This is a genomic window from Pseudomonas sp. PL-6, from assembly GCF_054110165.1.
In genome coordinates this window covers 860,378-876,774 of record NZ_CM134189.1, presented here as the reverse complement: position 1 = coordinate 876,774, position 16,397 = coordinate 860,378, and the positions used below count along the sequence as shown (strand labels likewise).

Sequence of the window (16,397 nt, the reverse complement as noted above, 5' to 3'; positions counted from 1 at the left end):
TACGGATTGGCAGCACAAGGCGGCGGGCCGACAATCGAAAGCATCAGGAGGAAGGCCCCATGCTCGACACCGACCACTGCTGGCAAGCCGTCTGCGCCCGCGATGCGGGCCAGGACGGATGCTTCGTCTTCGCCGTACGCAGCACCGGCATCTACTGCCGGCCCAGTTGCCCGGCACGGCGGCCACGGCGCGACAACGTCAGCTTCCACGTCGATGCGGCCAGCGCCGAGGCCGCCGGCTTTCGCCCGTGCAAGCGCTGCTCGCCGCGGGGGCAGAGCCCGGCGCAGCAGCTCGACGCCCTGGTCGCCGCCGCCTGCGACCTATTGCGCGGCGAGCAGCGCCTGCCCCTGACCCAGTTGGCGGCGCGTATTGGCCTGTCGCCCTCGCACCTGGCCCGCGCCTTCAAGGCCCGCACCGGGCTGACCCCGCACGCCTGGGCCGCCGCCCAGCGCCGCCAGCGCCTGGAGGCGCAACTGGCCGAAGCAGATACGGTGCTCGACGCCGCCCTGGCCGCCGGCTATTCCGGTACCCGCGCCCTGTATGAAAACCCCCAGGCCATGAGCCCGGCGCAGCGCCGCCGGCGTGGCGCCGGCGAACGCCTGCGCTACGCCAGCGCCCCCTGCCCACTGGGCCAGGTGCTGATCGCGGCCAGCGCCAAGGGCGTCTGCGCCCTGCTGTTCGGCGACGACGAGCAGGCGCTGCGCGAGGAGTTGCGACAGCGCTTCGCCCTGGCCCATCTCGAAGAGGACGACCTAGGGTTGAGGGATTGGCTACAGCAGGTGCTGCAGCAACTAGACGAGCCCGAGCGGGCCGCCCAGTTGCCCCTGGATATTCGCGGCACGGCCTTTCAACAGCGCGTCTGGCAGGCGCTGCAGGCCATCCCCAGCGGCGCGACGCGCAGCTACGGCGAACTGGCTGGCCAGCTGCACAGCCACCCGCGCGCGGTGGCCCGCGCCTGCGCCAGCAACGCCATCGGCCTGCTGCTGCCCTGCCACCGCGTGGTGGCCAGCGACGGCAGCCCGGGCGGCTACCGCTGGGGGCTGGCGCGCAAGCGGCGCTTGTTGGAGCAGGAGCAGTCGTAGGGCATCGTGGGTTCTCGGTGCGCGCGGCGCACCAATCCTCCCCGGGAGCTACACCAACATCGCCTTGGCCACCTCGTTGCGCGTGCTGCGGCCCACCAGTTGTTCCACCAGGCACAGGGCAAAGGCCAACGCCGTACCCGGCCCCTGGCTGGTGATGCAATTGCCATCGACCACCACTGCCTCGTCGACGAAGGTGCAGCCGGAAAGACGCTCGCTGAACGCCGGGTAGCAGGTCATCCGCCGCTGCTTGAGCACGCCGTACTGCTGCAGGGCCAGCGCCGGCGCGGCGCAGATCGCGGCAAACAGCTCGCCGGCCTTGGCCTGCTGGCGCACCCGCTCGGCCAGCGGTTCGAAATCGGCCAGGTGCTGGGCGCCGGGCATGCCGCCGGGCAGCACGATCAGGTCGAAATCCTGGGCCAGCACGTCCACCAGCATGGCGTCGGCGGTCAGCCGCGTGCCGCGGGCGCAGGTGATCATGCGGCGTTCCTCGATGCTGGCCACCAGCACCTCGATGTCGGCGCGACGCAGCACGTCGATCAGGGTCACGCATTCGAGGTCTTCGACGCCGTCGGCGACGGCGATCAGCGCACGCTTGCTCATATCTCAACTCCTTCAGGCAGGAAACGAAACTGTCCGCCCGGTCATAAAATGAGACGACAGGCCATAAATTCACCGGGGAAAACCTTGCTGCTATGATGCGCGGCTTTTGCGCAAACGGGCAATTTTCCGGCACGGATATGCTTAGCTTGCTGCACATCACTTTCGGCGCGTTCGCGCCTCGGGGGAGCCCACCATGCTGGAAAAACTGTTCCAACTCAAAGCGCACCACACCAACGTGCGCACCGAGGTCATCGCCGGTCTCACCACCTTCCTGACCATGGCCTACATCCTCTTCGTCAACCCCAACATGCTGGCCGAGACCGGCATGGATCACGGCGCGGTGTTCGTCGCCACCTGCCTGGCGGCCGCCATCGGCTCGCTGATCATGGGACTTCTGGCCAACTACCCGATCGCCCTGGCACCGGGCATGGGCCTCAACGCCTTCTTCACCTACACCGTGGTGATGACCATGGGCTACAGCTGGCAGACCGCCCTGGGCGCGGTGTTCCTCTCCGGTGCGATCTTCTTCCTGCTGTCGATCTTCAAGATCCGCGAGTGGATCATCAACAGCATCCCGCTGGCCCTGCGCGCCGGCATCGCCGCCGGCATCGGCCTGTTCCTGGCGATCATCGCGCTGAAGAACGCCGGCATCGTGGTCGATCACCCGGCCACCCTGGTCGGTCTCGGCGACCTCAGCCAGGGCGGCGCCCTGCTCGCCTGCCTGGGCTTCTTCGTCATCGCCGCGCTGGCCTATCGCAAGGTCACCGGCGCGGTGATGATCGGCATCCTGCTGGTCACCGGCCTGTCCATCGCCCTGGGCCTTTCGGAGCTGCCGGGCGTGGTGTCGATGCCGCCGTCGCTGATGCCGACCCTGCTGCAGCTGGATATCGCCGGCGCCCTGGACATCGGCCTGATCAGCGTGATCTTCGCCTTCCTCTTCGTCGACCTATTCGACACCTCCGGCACCCTGGTCGGCGTGGCGCAGAAGGCCGACCTGCTGGACAAGGACGGCAAGATGCCGCGCCTGGGCCGCGCGCTGATGGCCGACAGCACCGCCACCATGGCCGGCGCCGCGCTGGGCACCAGCACCACCACCAGCTATATCGAGTCCGCCGCCGGCATCAGCGCCGGCGGGCGCACCGGCCTGACCGCCTGCGTGGTCGCCTTGCTGTTTCTGCTCAGCCTGTTCTTCGCCCCGCTGGCCGGTTCGGTACCGGCCTACGCCACCGCGCCGGCGCTGCTGTTCGTCGCCGTGCTGATGATGAGCAGCCTGGCGCAGATCGACTGGGACGACCTCACCGTCGCCGCCCCGGTGGTGGCCGCCGCCCTGGCCATGCCGCTGACCTTCTCCATCGCCAACGGCATCGCCTTCGGCTTTATCGCCTGGACCGCGGTCAAGGTGCTGTCCGGGCGCTGGCGCGAGCTGAACCCGGCGATGTGGATTCTCTCCGCGCTGTTCGTCGTCAAGCTGGGCCTGTTCGCCTGATCCCCCTTTCGCCGACGACCGGCTGCAACGCCGGTCGCCGGCCGCTTTAGAGTGTTGCCATGAGCGCCCCCGTATTCGACCCCGCCACCTACGCCACCCAGCTCGCCGAGAAAGAGCAGCGCCTGATCGAACTGCTGGCCCCCTTCGCCGCCCCCGCGCCCGAAGTGTTCGACTCGCCGCGCGAGCACTACCGCCTGCGCACCGAGTTTCGCCTGTGGCGCGAGGACGGTCAGCGTCACTACGCCATGTTCGCGCCGGGCGACAAGCACACGCCGATCCTGCTCGACGACTTCCCCATCGCCAGCCTGCGCATCAACGAGCTGATGCCGCGCCTGCGCGCCGCCTGGCAGGCCAGCGAGGCGCTGTCGTTCAAACTGTTCCAGGTGGAATTTCTCACCACCCTGGCCGGCGATGCGCTGATCACCCTGGCCTACCACCGCCCACTGGACGCCGCCTGGCAGGCCGAGGCCGAACGCCTGGCGGCGCAGCTGAACGTCAGCCTGGTCGGCCGCTCGCGCGGCCAGCGCCTGGTGGTCGGCCGCGACTACGTCGAGGAAGAACTGAGGGTGGCCGGACGCACCTTCCGCTACCGCCAACCGGAAGGCGCCTTCACCCAGCCCAACGGCGCGGTGTGCGAGAAGATGCTGAACTGGGCCCATGACGCCCTCGGCCAGCGCGACGACGACCTGCTGGAGCTGTACTGCGGCAACGGCAACTTCACCCTGCCGCTGGCCACTCGCGTGCGCCGCGTGCTGGCCACCGAGATCAGCAAGACCTCGGTGAACGCCGCGCTGGCCAACCTGGCGGATAACGGCGTGGACAACGTCGAGCTGGTGCGCCTGTCCGCCGAGGAACTGACCCAGGCGCTGAACGAGGTGCGGCCGTTCCGCCGCCTGGCCGGCATCGACCTGAAAAGCTACGACTTCGGCAGCGTCTTCGTCGACCCGCCACGCGCGGGGATGGACCCGGATACCTGCGAGCTGACCCGGCGCTTTCAGCGCATTCTCTACATCTCCTGCAACCCCGAGACCCTGGCGGCCAATATCGCCCAGCTCAACGATACCCATCGGGTGACGCGCAGCGCGCTGTTCGACCAGTTCCCCTACACCCACCACATGGAAGCCGGGGTGCTGCTGGAGCGGCGCTAAGCCATGCTCTGAGCCGTCTCGGAGTAGGGTGGAAAACCGCGCAGCGTTTTCCACCACAAGCGACAGGTGGACAAGCTTCGCGTTGTCCACCCTACCTAACTAGGTGTGCCGCGTAGCCCGCGCAACGCCCACCAGGCCAGCCCGGCCGAGACCAGCTCCAGCAGCAATGTGGCCAGGTTGAAGGTCTGCTGCGCGCCGCCGTCCAGCCACAGCCCGGCGATGCGCGCCAGGGCCAGCACGCTGTAGAGCAGCACCAGCAGCGTCAGGGCCGGACGCAGCAGCTCGACGCGCAGCAGCGCCAGCACCAGGTAGGCGGCCAGGCCCAATTGCAGGCCGCCGTAGTAGGCGCGCACCTCGGTCACCGCGGCGTTGCCCATCAGCAGCGCGCCACTGAGACTGGCCATTTCATGGGGTTTGACGAAATACACCAGGCCCAGCCCGGTCAGGGCGGCAACCTGGATCAGCAGTACGATCCGGGCCAGCAGCATCGAACAGCCTCCTTGTCGACATCGGCTGCAGCAGCATAGGCCCGGCCGGTCGCGACGCCTAGTCGCAACCCCTTGGGCCATGTTCACCACGGCGTTATGCTGGGCGCCCGCTTCCCTGGAGTTTCCCCATGCGCCGCTCGCTGCTCGCCCTCGCCCTCTTTGCCGGCCTGGCCCAGGCCGCCGAACCGCTGACCATCGACGTACACCGCGACGCCAACTGCGGCTGCTGCAAGGCCTGGATCAGCCACCTGCAGGACAACGGTTTCACCGTCAACGACCATGTCGAAACCGACATGGCCGCGGTCAAGCAGCGCCTCGGCGTACCGCCGCGCCTGGCCTCGTGCCACACCGGGGTGATCGACGGCCAGTTCGTCGAAGGCCACGTGCCGGCCGCCGACATCCTCAAGCTGCGCCAGCGCCCGGACCTGCTCGGCGCCGCCGTGCCCGGCATGCCGCTCGGCTCGCCCGGCATGGAGTACGGCGACCGCGTCGACGCCTACCAGGTGATCGGCCTGGACCGCGAGCGCCGCGACCAGGTGCTGGCCGACTACCCCGGCAACTGACGGCCGGCCTGGCGCGCAGCAGCGGCGCCGACGACACTGAACAGTCCGAGCCACAGGGAGAGCGAAGATGCGCTGGCGCAAGGCAAGACGCAGTGACAACGTGGTGGACGCGCGCGGCCGCTCCGGCGGCATGCGCATGGGCGGCAAGGGGCTGAGCCTGGGCGGGGTGGCGGTGATCGTCATCGTCGGCCTGCTGATGGGCCAGGACCCGTTGCAGATCCTCGGCCAGATCGCCGGCCAGGCCACCCAGACCAGCCAGGTCGGCCTGCCCCAGGGCACGCCGCCGGCGGCCAACGACGAGCACAGCGAGTTCGTCCGCGCCATTCTCGGCGACACCGAGGACACCTGGCGCGAGCTGTTCCAGAGCGCCGGCCAGCAGTACCGCGATCCCAAGCTGGTGCTGTTCTCCGGCGGCGTCAACTCGGCCTGCGGCTTCGCCAACTCCGCGGTCGGCCCCTTTTACTGCCCGGGCGACCAGCGGGTCTATCTCGACCTGACGTTCTTCCGCGAGCTGGAGCAGCGCTTCGCCGCCGCCGGCGACTTCGCCCAGGCCTACGTGATCGCCCACGAAGTCGGCCACCATGTGCAGACCCTGCTCGGCGTCTCGGCCAAGGTCAACGCGGCGCGCCAGCGCGGCGAGCGGGTCGAGGGCGACGGCGGCCTGCTGGTGCGCCAGGAGCTGCAGGCCGACTGCCTGGCCGGGGTCTGGGCGCACCATGCGCAGCGTCGCCACGACTGGCTGGAGGAAGGCGACCTGGAAGAAGCGCTGAACGCCGCCAGCGCCATCGGCGACGACCGCCTGCAGAAGCAGGCGCGCGGCCAGGTGGTACCGGACGCCTTCACCCACGGCACCTCGGCGCAGCGGGTGCGCTGGTTCCGCATGGGCTTCGACAGCGGCCAGCCGGGGCGCTGCGATACCTTCAAGGTGGCGCGGTTGTAGAGATCTCGTGGGAGGCGACCGGCGTCACCGGATCGCGGCTAAAGCCCCTCCCACAGAACATGCCGCTCCCGACCGTGCAACCAATCAGCCAAGATGCGCCAGCAGCTCGGCGCAATCACGCGCATGCAGCTCGGTCAGCTCGGGCCAGGGGTTGTCCGGCAGGTTGACCAGCACCGCGCGCGCACCGGCGGCCTGGGCGCATTCCAGGTCGAAGCGGTAGTCGCCGACCATCACCAGCTCACGCGGCGCCACCGCCCAGCGCTCGGCCAGGTGCAGCAACCCGCCGGGATGCGGCTTGGGCGGCGCCTCGTCGCGGCCGAGGATGTCTGCGTCGGCGAAACAGTCGTCCAGGCCGATGGCCTGCAAGGTCAACAGCGCCAGCTCATGGGCGTTGCGGGTGAGGATGCCGAGCCGGCAGCCGCGCTCGCACAGCGCGCGCACCAGATCGATGGCCCCCGGCGCCGGTCGCGAGGCCACCGCCAGTTCGCGCTCGTGCTCGAGCAACCAGGCGTGCTTCTGCGCGGCTTCGTCTGCCGGCAACGCCGCCAGATGATGGAGGATGTCGTCGTCCTGGGGAATACCCAGCGCGCGCTTGATCGCCGGGAAGTCGTGCACCGCCAGGGTCAGGGTGCCGTCCATGTCGAACACCCAGTGGCGCGCCGTCGCCAGCTGCCTCATTTCCAGTCTTCCCGCACGCGGGTCAGGCCTTCCTGGGCGGCCGAGGCCACCAGCTCGCCCTGGCGGTTGTAGATGCTGGCGCGGGAGAAGCCGCGCGCGTTGCCGGCCCAGGGGCTGTCCATGGCGTACAGCAGCCAGTCGTCCATCCGCAGGTTGCGATGGAACCACAGCGAATGGTCGAGGCTGGCCACCTGCATGAACTTCTGGAACACCGACACGCCATGCGGCTGCATCGAGGTGGTCAGCAGGTTGAAGTCGCTGGCGTAGGCCAGCAGGTACTTGTGCAGCTGCGGGTCGTCCGGCAGCTCGCCGGCGGCGCGGAACCACACGTACTTGACCGGCTCGCAGGGCTGCGGGGCGAAGGGATTGATCAGGGTCACCGGGCGGATCTCGATCGGCTTGTCGCTGATCATTCGCTCGCGCAGACGTTCGGGAATCATCGAGGCGACCATCCGCGCCAGCTCGGTTTCCGACTTCAGCCCTTCGGGACCGGGCACCTCGGGCATCGCACTCTGGTGGTGGAAGCCCTCCTCGTCGTACTGGAACGAGGCGCTGCAGAAGAAGATCGGCTGGCCCTTCTGCACCGCCACCACGCGGCGGGTGCTGAAGCTGCCGCCGTCGCGGGTGCGCTCGACCTGATAGACCACCGGCAGCGTGGCATCGCCGGGGCGCAGGAAGTAGCCGTGCATGGAATGCACATGGCGGTCGGCGTCGACCGTCTGGCTGGCCGCCGAGATGCACTGGCCGAGCACCTGGCCGCCGAACAGCTGGCGAAAGCCCAGGTCCTGGCTGCGGCCACGGAACAGGTTTTCCTCGATCTGCTCCAGGCTGAGCAGGGCGACCAGATCGTCGAGCACCTGGGTCATGGAGTTTCTCCTCGTGCAGGGGGTAATCGCGGTTGGGCATAGGCCGGCAGGGAGGTCAGGCGTTCGTCCCATACGGCGCGGCCGAGGGTGAAATGGTAAAGGCTTTGCCAGCCGCTGTCGGCAGCGCCGAGCAATTCGTGCACAGCATCGTCGAAATAGCAGCCGATGCCGGTGGCCGATAGCCCGGCCGCCTCGGCCTCCAGATAGAGCAGTTGGCCGATCTGCCCGCACTCCCAGTAGAGCCTGGGATAGCGCCAGGCGCCATCTGTCAGGGCATCCTCCAGCCGCGCCAGCATGGCCAGGGCCAGGCAGCCGTCGGCGGCGATGTCCTGGCCGCAGCTGAGAAAGCCCGCCAGGCCGCGGGCATCGCCTTCGAGCTGGCGATACAGCGGCAGCTCGTCATCCACCCGCTGCCACAGATAGTCCTCGCGCAGCGCCTGCACGCCGCTACCGCTGCGATCCAGCCAGTACAGCCCCGGTGCCAGGCCCTGCACGCGGTGGACGAACAGCAGCAGGTCAATCTCGCTCGGCTCGCCGGTCGCGGCGAAGGGCAGCGGCGACTGCGCCGGCAGCAGGCGGCGCAGCCAGGCCAGCAGCAATTCGGCCTGGATGCCGCTGCGCCCGTCCATAGCCTGCGCGCTGCGCCGCCGGTGCAGGATCGGCCGTAGCGGCAGGCCGGGATTGTCCGCACGCACGGCGGCCGGCTCGGCATTCCAGGCCACGGGCGGCAACGCCGGCGCCCGGCACAAGGCATGTACCCGCTGCAACTCCGGCCAGTGGCGATACTGACGCGACAGGCGATTGGGCGCGCCCTGCAGCTGCAGCTGCGCCAGGTCATCGAGCAGGGTCTCGGGCAAATGGAATTCGGTTTCCTGCGCCGGGCCTATCCATAGCAGACAGTCGCCGTATTCCGCCTCGTGAAAGCCGTTGCGATCCAGCCCCAGCAGGCCATCCAGACGCTCTTCCGCTATACCGCGCAGCAGGCGCACTTGCCAGCCCAGCACGCCGGCGGCGATGGCCAGGGCCGCCAGGGCGTGGCCGAGGTCGTGCTGGCAGTAGCGGTAGGCACGCTCGCCGTATTTCCAGGCCTCGCGCCAGGGGATGCTGGCGAGGCCGAGAAGAAATCCACTGGCCGGCAGGCTGGCCTGCAACTGCTGCCCTAACGCCGCCGGCAACTCGCCACGCAGTTCCAGGGCGTGGACGTCCGGCGCGTAATGGGCCAGAACCCCGGCCTCGCCGAGGACGCCGGGCGGCAGCAGCAGATAGGCCTCGGTCGGATGCAGATTGCCGGACGAGGGATTGACCCGCAGCGCCCAGCGGCTGCCGCCGGCCTCCTTCCAGGCGGAAATGGCCAGGCTGTCGTAGAGCAGTTGCGCGACGCTGGCGCGATCCAGCAGCGCGGGCGGCGTCTGCGCCCCGGCGAATGCCGCGTCGTAGGCCGGCCCCTCCTCCAGCGGACGCTGGTACAGCTCGATCAGCCGGGCACCATCATAGCGGCGAAACGGCGCCGGCTGGGTCGCCCAGTCCAGCTGTCCCGGCCCCGGGGCGAAACGCTCGGGCGCATGCTTGCTGAGTTGGTGATAGGCCAGTACGTCGTTCATCGCCCGCCCTCCCACTCATCGCGGCGGATGCGGTAAAGCACATGGGGCTGCAGCGGATGGCCGTCCGGCAGCTGCGGATGGAGGAAATCGCCCGCCTCGTCGCGCTGCATGCCGATGGCCCGCATCACCGCCTGCGACGGCAGATTGGCCGGTACGGTAAAGCTCACCACCTGCTCCAGGCCCAGCCGCTCGAAGGCCAGCGCCAGCGCCGCCCGCGCCGCCTCGCTGGCATAGCCCTGGCGCCAGTGGGCGCGAGCCAGGCGCCAGCCGATCTCCACCGCGGGCACGAAGGGGGCGGCGAAGCCGACCTGGGCCAGACCGGCGACGCCGATCAGCTCGCCGCTGTCGCGCCGCTCGAGCGCCCAGAAGCCGTAGCCATGCGCGTCGAAATGCTCGCGGATGCGCGCCAGCAGCTGCGCGCTCTGCGCGGTATCCAGCGGCGCGGGAAAGTGGCGCATCACCTCGGTATCGGCGTTCAGCGCGGCGAAAGCCGGCAGGTCGGCATCACGCCAGGTGCGCAGCATCAGGCGCGGGCTGTGGGTCTCGATAGGCGGCATGGCGGCTCGCTTGAGTAGGGGAGAAGGCTGCGGCCATACTCGGCCGCTCGATTCGCTGACGCCTATTCTATGCCGCTACCGCTGGTCTACCACGAGGACTACAGCCCTCCCTTCCCCGCCGGGCACCGTTTCCCCATGGAAAAATTCCGCCTGCTGCGCGATCACCTGATCGCCAGCGGCCTGACCAGTGACGCCCAGCTGCAGCGCCCCGCGCTTTGCCCGGCGGAGATCCTCGCCCTGGCCCACTGCCCGGACTATATCGCCCGCTATATGGCCGGCGAACTGGCGCACGAGGAGCAGCGCCACCTCGGCCTGCCCTGGAGCGAGGCGCTGGCGCGGCGCACGGTGCGCGCGGTGGGCGGCTCGCTGCTGACCGCAGAACTGGCGCTGCAGCACGGCCTGGCCTGCCACCTGGCCGGCGGCACTCATCATGCCCACTACGACTTCCCCTCCGGTTTCTGCATCTTCAACGACCTGGCGGTGATCGCCCGCTACCTGCTGGAAGCCGGGCGGGTGCAGCGGGTGCTGATCTTCGACTGCGACGTGCACCAGGGCGACGGCACCGCGCGGCTGCTGGCCGACTGTGACCAGGCGGTGACCGTGTCGCTACACTGCGCGCAGAACTTCCCGGCGCGCAAGGCGCAGAGCGACTGGGACATCCCCCTGCCGCGCGGCATGGGCGACGCCGACTACCTGCGGGTGGTGGACGACACCCTGAACTACCTGCTGCCGCTGTACCAGCCGGACCTGGTGCTCTACGACGCCGGCGTCGACGTGCACCGCGACGACGCCCTGGGTCACCTGCAGCTGAGCGATGCCGGTATCGCCGCGCGCGACGAGGCGGTTCTGCAGCACTGCCTGGGCCGTGACATCCCGGTGCTCGGCGTAATCGGCGGCGGCTACGCCAAGGACCGCGCCGTCCTGGCCCGCCGCCACGGCATCCTGCATCACAGCGCGCACAAGGTTTGGAACGCGCTGGGGCTGGGCTAGCCGCCAGCCCCAGCGCCACTGGTCCCCCGGCAATATCCGCTGACACCCTGCGCCTCCACGTCGCCTGGGGCCTGGGCGCCAACTTGGGTATGATGCCGGCGAGTCCGTCGTGCGAGTCCACCATGCGCCGTCTGTTGCCCCTACTTCTGTTGCTGCTCGTCTTCCCGGCCGCCGCCGGCCTGTTCGATCAACGCCCCGCCGCCGCCCCCATCGGCGCCACGCTGAACAACAGCGGCGACTTCCTGCCGGTGCGCGAAGCCTTCAAGCTGAGCCTGGTCGACAGCGACGCCGAGTCCGTGACGCTGCGTTTCGTCGCCGCCGAGGGCTACTACCTCTATCGCCACCGCTTCAACTTCAGCGTCGAGCCCGCCGAGCTCGACCTCGGCCAGGCCGAACTGCCACCGGGTCAGGCCAAGCACGACGAATACTTCGGCGATGTCGAGGTGTATTACGGCGTGCTGGATATCCGCCTGCCGCTGATCAACCCGGAGCAGCGCCCGCTGCGCCTGCAGGTGGGCTACCAGGGCTGCGCCGACAAGGGCCTGTGCTATCCGCCGGAAAGCGAATTTATCGAGATCGGCGAGATGCCCGCCCCTAGCGCGACCGACAGCCCCGCCAGCACGCAGGCGGCAGGTTGGAACTGGCAGGAACTGGCGCTGTTTTTCCTCGGCGGCCTGGCGCTGACCTTCACCCCCTGCGTGCTGCCGATGCTGCCGATCCTCTCCGGCGTGGTGCTGCGCGGCCAGCTCGGCGGCCTGCGCAGCCTGACCCTGTCGCTGGCCTACGTGGTGCCGATGGCCGCCTGCTTCGCCCTGCTCGGCACCCTGATGGGCCTGTTCGGCGCCGGCCTCAACCTGCAGGCGCGCCTGCAATCGGCCTGGGTGCTGGTGCCCTTCGCCGCCTTCTTCACGCTGTTCGCCCTGGCCATGTTCGGCCTGTTCGAACTGCGTCTGCCGCGCGTGATCAGCGAACCGCTGGATCGCCTGGCGGGCAAGACCCACGGCGGCTCGCACCTCAACGCCGCCCTGCTCGGCGTGCTCTCCAGCCTGCTGGTCAGCCCCTGCGTGTCGGCACCGCTGGCCGGTGCCCTGCTCTATATCAGCGCCAGCGGCGACGCCCTCGGCGGCGGTCTCAAGCTGCTCGCCTTAGGGCTGGGCATGGGTACGCCGCTGGTACTGTTCGCCGTCGGCGGCGGCGCCCTGCTACCGAAGAGCGGCACCTGGATGGTCACGGTGCGCAACGCCTTCGGCGTGCTGCTGCTGGCGGTCTCGGTGTGGTTGCTCGAACGGGTGCTGCCGGGCAGCCTCAGCCTGGCGCTGTGGGGCCTGCTGGCCGGCGGCGTGGCGGTGTTTCTCGGCGCCCTGGAGTTCGGCCCCAAGACCCACCGGCAGAAACTCGGCCAGATCGCCGGCCTGGCCCTGCTGGTCTACGCCCTGGCCAGCTGGGTCGGCGCCCTGCAGGGCGCCAGCGATCCGCTCAAGCCGCTCGGCCAACTGCAGGCCGGCACCGGTGTGGCGAGCGCCAAGAGCGGCGCCTGGCTGACCCTGAGCAGCCCGGCCGAACTGGATGCCGCCCTGGCCGAGGCCAAGGCCGCCGGCCAGCCGCTGCTGCTGGACTGGTACGCCGACTGGTGCATCAGCTGCAAGGTGATCGAACGCGAGGTGTTCGGCTCGGTCGAAGTGGGCAGCAAGCTCGGCGACTGGCGCCTGATCCGCTTCGACATCACCGAGAGCAATGCGGCGCAACGCGCCCTGCTGGATCGCTATCAGCTGTTCGGCCCGCCGGCGATTCAATTGTTCGCCGGCAACGGTGACGAATGGCTCGATCTGCGTGTCGTAGGGGAGGTCGATGCCGCCAACTTCGCCGCGCGCCTGGATCAGGCCAGCGCCCGCTAGCCAGGCCGCTGCAACGACCAGGCGGTTCTACTTAACCTGGCAACGACCGAAACCACCGCTATAGTCATATTTCTGCCGCAAACGCCGGGCATCGTGTCGGCTATTGCTGACATCGGGCCAGCTGCGGCATAGTCCTGCGCAGCTCGAACAACAAGGAACGCGACCATGGCCACCTTACTGGTGCTGCACGGCCCCAACCTCAACCTGCTGGGCACCCGCGAGCCCGACAAATACGGCGCCACCACCCTGGCCGAGATCAACCAGGATCTGGAGCGCCGCGCCCGCGACGCCGGCCACCACCTGCTGTACCTGCAGAGCAACGCCGAGTACGAGCTGATCGAGCGGATTCACGCGGCGAAAGGCGAAGGTGTCGACTTTATCCTGATCAATCCCGCCGCTTTTACCCATACCAGCGTCGCATTACGTGACGCGTTGCTGGCGGTGAGCATCCCATTCATCGAAGTGCACCTGTCCAACGTGCACAAACGTGAACCATTCCGCCATCACTCCTACTTCTCCGACGTTGCGGTGGGGGTGATCTGCGGCCTTGGCGCCAGCGGTTATCGGCTGGCCCTGGAGGCCGCGCTAGAACAACTTGAAACTAAACGACCCTGACCTCACCGGGAGTTGAATCGCTATGGATATTCGTAAAGTCAAGAAACTGATCGAGCTGCTGGAAGAATCCGGTATCGACGAGCTGGAGATCAAAGAGGGCGAGGAGTCCGTACGCATCAGCCGCCACAGCAACAAGCAGCCGACCTACGCCGCTCAACCGGTGTACGCCCAGGCCCCGGCTCCGGCTGCCGCCCCTGCCGCTGCGCCTGCTGCCCCGGCCGCCGAAGCCGCTCCCGCCGCCGCGCCCAAGCTGAACGGCAGCGTGGCCCGCTCGCCGATGGTCGGCACCTTCTACCGCGCCGCCTCGCCGACCTCGGCCAACTTCGTCGAAGTCGGCCAGAGCGTGAAGAAGGGCGACATCCTGTGCATCGTCGAAGCCATGAAGATGATGAACCACATCGAGGCCGAAGCCAGCGGCGTGATCGAATCCATCCTGGTGGAAAACGGCCAGCCGGTTGAGTACGACCAGCCCCTGTTCACCATCGTTTGATGCACGGGGAGCCTGCAATGCAGAAGCTGGAAAAAGTCCTGATCGCCAACCGAGGCGAAATCGCCCTGCGCATCCTGCGCGCCTGCAAGGAGCTGGGCATCAAGACGGTGGCCGTGCATTCCACCGCCGACCGTGAACTGATGCACCTGGGCCTGGCCGACGAGTCCGTCTGCATTGGTCCAGCCCCTGGCGCAAAGTCCTACCTGAACATCCCGGCCATCATCAGCGCCGCCGAAGTCACCGGCGCCACTGCGATCCACCCGGGCTACGGCTTCCTCGCCGAGAACGCCGACTTCGCCGAGCAGGTGGAGAACTCCGGCTTCGCCTTCATCGGCCCGAAAGCCGACGTGATCCGCCTGATGGGCGACAAGGTGTCGGCCAAGGACGCCATGATCAAGTCCGGCGTGCCGGTGGTGCCCGGCTCCGACGGCCCGCTGCCGGAAGACGAGGAAGAAGCCCTGCGCATCGCCCGTGAAGTGGGCTACCCGGTGATCATCAAGGCCGCCGGCGGCGGCGGCGGTCGCGGCATGCGCGTGGTGCACAAGGAAGAAGACCTGATCAAGTCGGCCAAGCTGACCCGCACCGAAGCCGGCGCGGCGTTCGGCAACCCGATGGTCTACCTGGAAAAATTCCTCGGCAACCCGCGTCACGTCGAAGTCCAGGTACTGTCCGACGGCCAGGGCAACGCCATTCACCTGTACGACCGCGACTGCTCGCTGCAGCGTCGCCACCAGAAGGTGATCGAAGAGGCCCCGGCCCCGCTGATCGACGAGAAGGCCCGCGCCGAAGTGCTCAAGCGCTGCGTCGATGCCTGCGTCGAGATCGGCTACCGCGGCGCCGGCACCTTCGAGTTCCTCTACGAAGACGGCCGCTTCTACTTCATCGAGATGAACACCCGTGTGCAGGTCGAGCACCCGGTCACCGAGATGGTCACCGGCATCGACATCGTCAAGGAGATGCTCAGCATCGCCGCCGGCAACAAGCTATCGATCAAGCAGGAAGACGTGAAGATCCTCGGTCACTCCATCGAGTGCCGGATCAACGCCGAAGACCCGGACAACTTCATGCCCAGCCCCGGCAAGGTCAAGCATTTCCATGCTCCGGGCGGCAACGGCGTGCGCGTCGACTCGCACCTGTACAGCGGCTACAGCGTGCCGCCGCACTACGACTCGCTGATCGGCAAGCTGATCACCTTCGGCAAGGACCGCGACGAGGCCATGGCGCGCATGCGCAACGCCCTGGACGAGATCGTGGTCGACGGCATCAAGACCAACGTGCCGCTGCACCGCGACCTGACCCGCGACAAGGGTTTCGTCAAGGGCGGCGTGAACATCCACTACCTGGAAAAGAAACTGGGTATGGACAAGCACTGAGTCCTGACTCGCCGCATGACAAGGGCTGCCGTTAGGCGGCCCTTGTCGTTTCCGGCCGGCGGCCGAACTGGCAGCCCGGCCATCCGTTCAAGTAAGCTGCGCGACCAAACGCCCCGCCGCATCGCTCATGAGGTTGCCCATGCCCTGGTTACAAGTCCGTCTCGCCATCACCCCGGAGCAGGCGGAGACCCTTGAGGACGCCCTGCTCGAGGTCGGCGCCGTGTCGGTGACCTTTATGGACGCCGAGGACCAGCCGATCTTCGAGCCGGACCTGGGCACCACGCCGTTGTGGTCGCACACTCACCTGCTCGCCCTGTTCGAGGCCGACACCGACGAGACCGCGTTGCTCGCCCACCTGCAATTGCTGTGCGGCGGCGCACTGCCCGAGCACCAGCTCGAGCGCATCGAGGATCAGGATTGGGAACGCAGCTGGATGGACAATTTTCAGCCGATGCGCTTCGGTCGGCGCCTGTGGATAGTGCCGAGCTGGCACGCCGCACCGGAGCCGGACGCGGTCAACCTGCTGCTCGATCCGGGCCTGGCCTTCGGCACCGGCACCCACCCGACCACGGCCCTGTGCCTGGAGTGGCTGGACGGCCAGGAGCTGGCCGACTGCAGCGTGCTGGACTTCGGCTGTGGCTCGGGCATCCTCGCCATCGCCGCCCTGCTGCTCGGCGCGCCGCAGGCGGTGGGTACCGATATCGACCCGCAGGCGCTGGAGGCCTCGCGCGACAATGCCAATCGCAACGGCATCGACCCGGCGCGCTTTCCCGTCTACCTGCCGGCCGACCTGCCGCAGCAGCCGGCCGAGGTGGTGGTGGCCAATATCCTCGCCGGCCCGCTGGTATCCCTGGCGCCGCAGATCAGCGCGCTGGTCAGGCCCGGCGGACGCCTGGCGCTGTCCGGCATCCTCGCCGAACAGGCCGAGGAAGTGCGCGCCGCCTATGCAGGCGCCTTCGACCTCGATCCGACCGCAGAGAAGGACGGCTGGGTGCGTATCAGCGGCGTCAAGCGCTGAACCCGCA

The 16,397-nt window shown here is 68.4% G+C and carries 17 protein-coding genes; 11 read left to right on the top strand and 6 right to left on the bottom strand.

Features of this window, described 5'->3' with window-relative positions; translation table 11 throughout:
* Window positions 1-59 precede the first annotated feature (59 nt).
* Window positions 60-1,082, top strand: coding sequence for a bifunctional DNA-binding transcriptional regulator/O6-methylguanine-DNA methyltransferase Ada (gene ada, locus ACW9UL_RS03890; protein WP_457789006.1), 1,023 nt, complete (start codon window positions 60-62; stop codon window positions 1,080-1,082).
* A gap of 48 nt (window positions 1,083-1,130) precedes the next feature.
* Here the strand turns inward: ada and ACW9UL_RS03885 are convergent, their stop codons facing one another.
* The gene (locus tag ACW9UL_RS03885; RefSeq protein WP_021443695.1) at window positions 1,131-1,682 is read right to left on the bottom strand and encodes a DJ-1 family glyoxalase III; all 552 of its coding nucleotides are present in this window, start codon (window positions 1,680-1,682) and stop codon (window positions 1,131-1,133) included.
* Window positions 1,683-1,875: 193 nt separating this feature from the next.
* Here ACW9UL_RS03885 and ACW9UL_RS03880 point away from each other — a divergent pair, with 193 nt between their 5' ends.
* Together ACW9UL_RS03880 and trmA are read left to right on the top strand one after the other, a co-directional pair.
* Window positions 1,876-3,168, top strand: coding sequence for an NCS2 family permease (locus tag ACW9UL_RS03880; protein WP_457789004.1), 1,293 nt, complete (start codon window positions 1,876-1,878; stop codon window positions 3,166-3,168).
* Window positions 3,169-3,227: 59 nt separating this feature from the next.
* Entirely contained in the window at window positions 3,228-4,316 is a 1,089-nt protein-coding gene (gene trmA / locus ACW9UL_RS03875; protein ID WP_457789002.1) for a tRNA (uridine(54)-C5)-methyltransferase TrmA, read from the top strand.
* 95 nt (window positions 4,317-4,411) lie between these two features.
* On the opposite strand, the gene ACW9UL_RS03870 is transcribed toward trmA, so the two are convergent.
* Complete coding sequence (locus ACW9UL_RS03870) at window positions 4,412-4,804, bottom strand: DUF4345 domain-containing protein (protein WP_457789000.1); 393 nt, start codon at window positions 4,802-4,804, stop codon at window positions 4,412-4,414.
* 128 nt (window positions 4,805-4,932) lie between these two features.
* Between ACW9UL_RS03870 and ACW9UL_RS03865 the strand changes: the two genes are divergently transcribed.
* Complete coding sequence (locus ACW9UL_RS03865) at window positions 4,933-5,367, top strand: DUF411 domain-containing protein (protein WP_457788998.1); 435 nt, start codon at window positions 4,933-4,935, stop codon at window positions 5,365-5,367.
* Between the two features lie 67 nt (window positions 5,368-5,434).
* Entirely contained in the window at window positions 5,435-6,307 is an 873-nt protein-coding gene (gene ypfJ / locus ACW9UL_RS03860; protein ID WP_457788996.1) for a KPN_02809 family neutral zinc metallopeptidase, read from the top strand.
* 84 nt (window positions 6,308-6,391) lie between these two features.
* On the opposite strand, the gene ACW9UL_RS03855 is transcribed toward ypfJ, so the two are convergent.
* The 4 genes from ACW9UL_RS03855 to ACW9UL_RS03840 are packed head-to-tail and all read right to left on the bottom strand — an operon-like array spanning window position 6,392 to window position 10,009.
* Window positions 6,392-6,985 (bottom strand): HAD family hydrolase, encoded by a 594-nt coding sequence (locus tag ACW9UL_RS03855; RefSeq protein ID WP_457788995.1) that lies wholly within the window; start codon window positions 6,983-6,985, stop codon window positions 6,392-6,394.
* On the bottom strand, window positions 6,982-7,851 hold the full coding sequence (gene tesB / locus ACW9UL_RS03850) for an acyl-CoA thioesterase II (RefSeq protein ID WP_457788993.1): 870 nt from the start codon (window positions 7,849-7,851) through the stop codon (window positions 6,982-6,984). Before tesB ends, ACW9UL_RS03855 begins: the two co-directional genes overlap by 4 nt.
* Window positions 7,848-9,452, bottom strand: coding sequence for a SagB/ThcOx family dehydrogenase (locus ACW9UL_RS03845; RefSeq protein WP_457788991.1), 1,605 nt, complete (start codon window positions 9,450-9,452; stop codon window positions 7,848-7,850). Before ACW9UL_RS03845 ends, tesB begins: the two co-directional genes overlap by 4 nt.
* The gene (locus ACW9UL_RS03840) at window positions 9,449-10,009 is read right to left on the bottom strand and encodes a GNAT family N-acetyltransferase (RefSeq protein ID WP_457788989.1); all 561 of its coding nucleotides are present in this window, start codon (window positions 10,007-10,009) and stop codon (window positions 9,449-9,451) included. Before ACW9UL_RS03840 ends, ACW9UL_RS03845 begins: the two co-directional genes overlap by 4 nt.
* 69 nt (window positions 10,010-10,078) lie before the next feature.
* On the opposite strand from ACW9UL_RS03840, the gene ACW9UL_RS03835 reads away from it, so the two are divergent.
* From ACW9UL_RS03835 to prmA, 6 genes are all read left to right on the top strand, one after another.
* A complete protein-coding gene (locus ACW9UL_RS03835) occupies window positions 10,079-10,999 on the top strand; it encodes a histone deacetylase family protein (protein WP_457788987.1) in 921 nt (306 codons plus the stop codon).
* A 122-nt stretch (window positions 11,000-11,121) separates the two neighbouring features.
* Entirely contained in the window at window positions 11,122-12,894 is a 1,773-nt protein-coding gene (locus tag ACW9UL_RS03830; protein WP_457788985.1) for a protein-disulfide reductase DsbD, read from the top strand.
* A gap of 165 nt (window positions 12,895-13,059) precedes the next feature.
* Entirely contained in the window at window positions 13,060-13,509 is a 450-nt protein-coding gene (gene aroQ, locus ACW9UL_RS03825) for a type II 3-dehydroquinate dehydratase (protein ID WP_021445594.1), read from the top strand.
* Between the two features lie 22 nt (window positions 13,510-13,531).
* The gene (gene accB, locus ACW9UL_RS03820; RefSeq protein WP_457788983.1) at window positions 13,532-13,999 is read left to right on the top strand and encodes an acetyl-CoA carboxylase biotin carboxyl carrier protein; all 468 of its coding nucleotides are present in this window, start codon (window positions 13,532-13,534) and stop codon (window positions 13,997-13,999) included.
* 17 nt (window positions 14,000-14,016) lie between these two features.
* On the top strand, window positions 14,017-15,372 hold the full coding sequence (accC, locus tag ACW9UL_RS03815) for an acetyl-CoA carboxylase biotin carboxylase subunit (RefSeq protein ID WP_011920892.1): 1,356 nt from the start codon (window positions 14,017-14,019) through the stop codon (window positions 15,370-15,372).
* A 139-nt stretch (window positions 15,373-15,511) separates the two neighbouring features.
* Window positions 15,512-16,390, top strand: coding sequence for a 50S ribosomal protein L11 methyltransferase (gene prmA, locus ACW9UL_RS03810; protein ID WP_457788981.1), 879 nt, complete (start codon window positions 15,512-15,514; stop codon window positions 16,388-16,390).
* The last annotated feature ends 7 nt before the right edge of the window (window positions 16,391-16,397 follow it).

What these genes read in the sequence shown, in the direction of transcription:
- ACW9UL_RS03880 (WP_457789004.1), top strand. Translation starts at nt 1,876, where the DNA reads ATGCTGGAAAAACTGTTCCAACTCAAAGCGCACCACACCAACGTGCGC.
- ACW9UL_RS03840 (WP_457788989.1), bottom strand. Translation starts at nt 10,009, where the DNA reads ATGCCGCCTATCGAGACCCACAGCCCGCGCCTGATGCTGCGCACCTGG.
- ACW9UL_RS03845 (WP_457788991.1), bottom strand. Translation starts at nt 9,452, where the DNA reads ATGAACGACGTACTGGCCTATCACCAACTCAGCAAGCATGCGCCCGAG.
- ACW9UL_RS03835 (WP_457788987.1), top strand. Translation starts at nt 10,079, where the DNA reads ATGCCGCTACCGCTGGTCTACCACGAGGACTACAGCCCTCCCTTCCCC.
- trmA (WP_457789002.1), top strand. Translation starts at nt 3,228, where the DNA reads ATGAGCGCCCCCGTATTCGACCCCGCCACCTACGCCACCCAGCTCGCC.
- ypfJ (WP_457788996.1), top strand. Translation starts at nt 5,435, where the DNA reads ATGCGCTGGCGCAAGGCAAGACGCAGTGACAACGTGGTGGACGCGCGC.
- ACW9UL_RS03865 (WP_457788998.1), top strand. Translation starts at nt 4,933, where the DNA reads ATGCGCCGCTCGCTGCTCGCCCTCGCCCTCTTTGCCGGCCTGGCCCAG.
- aroQ (WP_021445594.1), top strand. Translation starts at nt 13,060, where the DNA reads ATGGCCACCTTACTGGTGCTGCACGGCCCCAACCTCAACCTGCTGGGC.
- ACW9UL_RS03885 (WP_021443695.1), bottom strand. Translation starts at nt 1,682, where the DNA reads ATGAGCAAGCGTGCGCTGATCGCCGTCGCCGACGGCGTCGAAGACCTC.
- accB (WP_457788983.1), top strand. Translation starts at nt 13,532, where the DNA reads ATGGATATTCGTAAAGTCAAGAAACTGATCGAGCTGCTGGAAGAATCC.
- tesB (WP_457788993.1), bottom strand. Translation starts at nt 7,851, where the DNA reads ATGACCCAGGTGCTCGACGATCTGGTCGCCCTGCTCAGCCTGGAGCAG.
- ACW9UL_RS03855 (WP_457788995.1), bottom strand. Translation starts at nt 6,985, where the DNA reads ATGAGGCAGCTGGCGACGGCGCGCCACTGGGTGTTCGACATGGACGGC.
- accC (WP_011920892.1), top strand. Translation starts at nt 14,017, where the DNA reads ATGCAGAAGCTGGAAAAAGTCCTGATCGCCAACCGAGGCGAAATCGCC.
- ada (WP_457789006.1), top strand. Translation starts at nt 60, where the DNA reads ATGCTCGACACCGACCACTGCTGGCAAGCCGTCTGCGCCCGCGATGCG.
- ACW9UL_RS03870 (WP_457789000.1), bottom strand. Translation starts at nt 4,804, where the DNA reads ATGCTGCTGGCCCGGATCGTACTGCTGATCCAGGTTGCCGCCCTGACC.
- prmA (WP_457788981.1), top strand. Translation starts at nt 15,512, where the DNA reads ATGCCCTGGTTACAAGTCCGTCTCGCCATCACCCCGGAGCAGGCGGAG.
- ACW9UL_RS03830 (WP_457788985.1), top strand. Translation starts at nt 11,122, where the DNA reads ATGCGCCGTCTGTTGCCCCTACTTCTGTTGCTGCTCGTCTTCCCGGCC.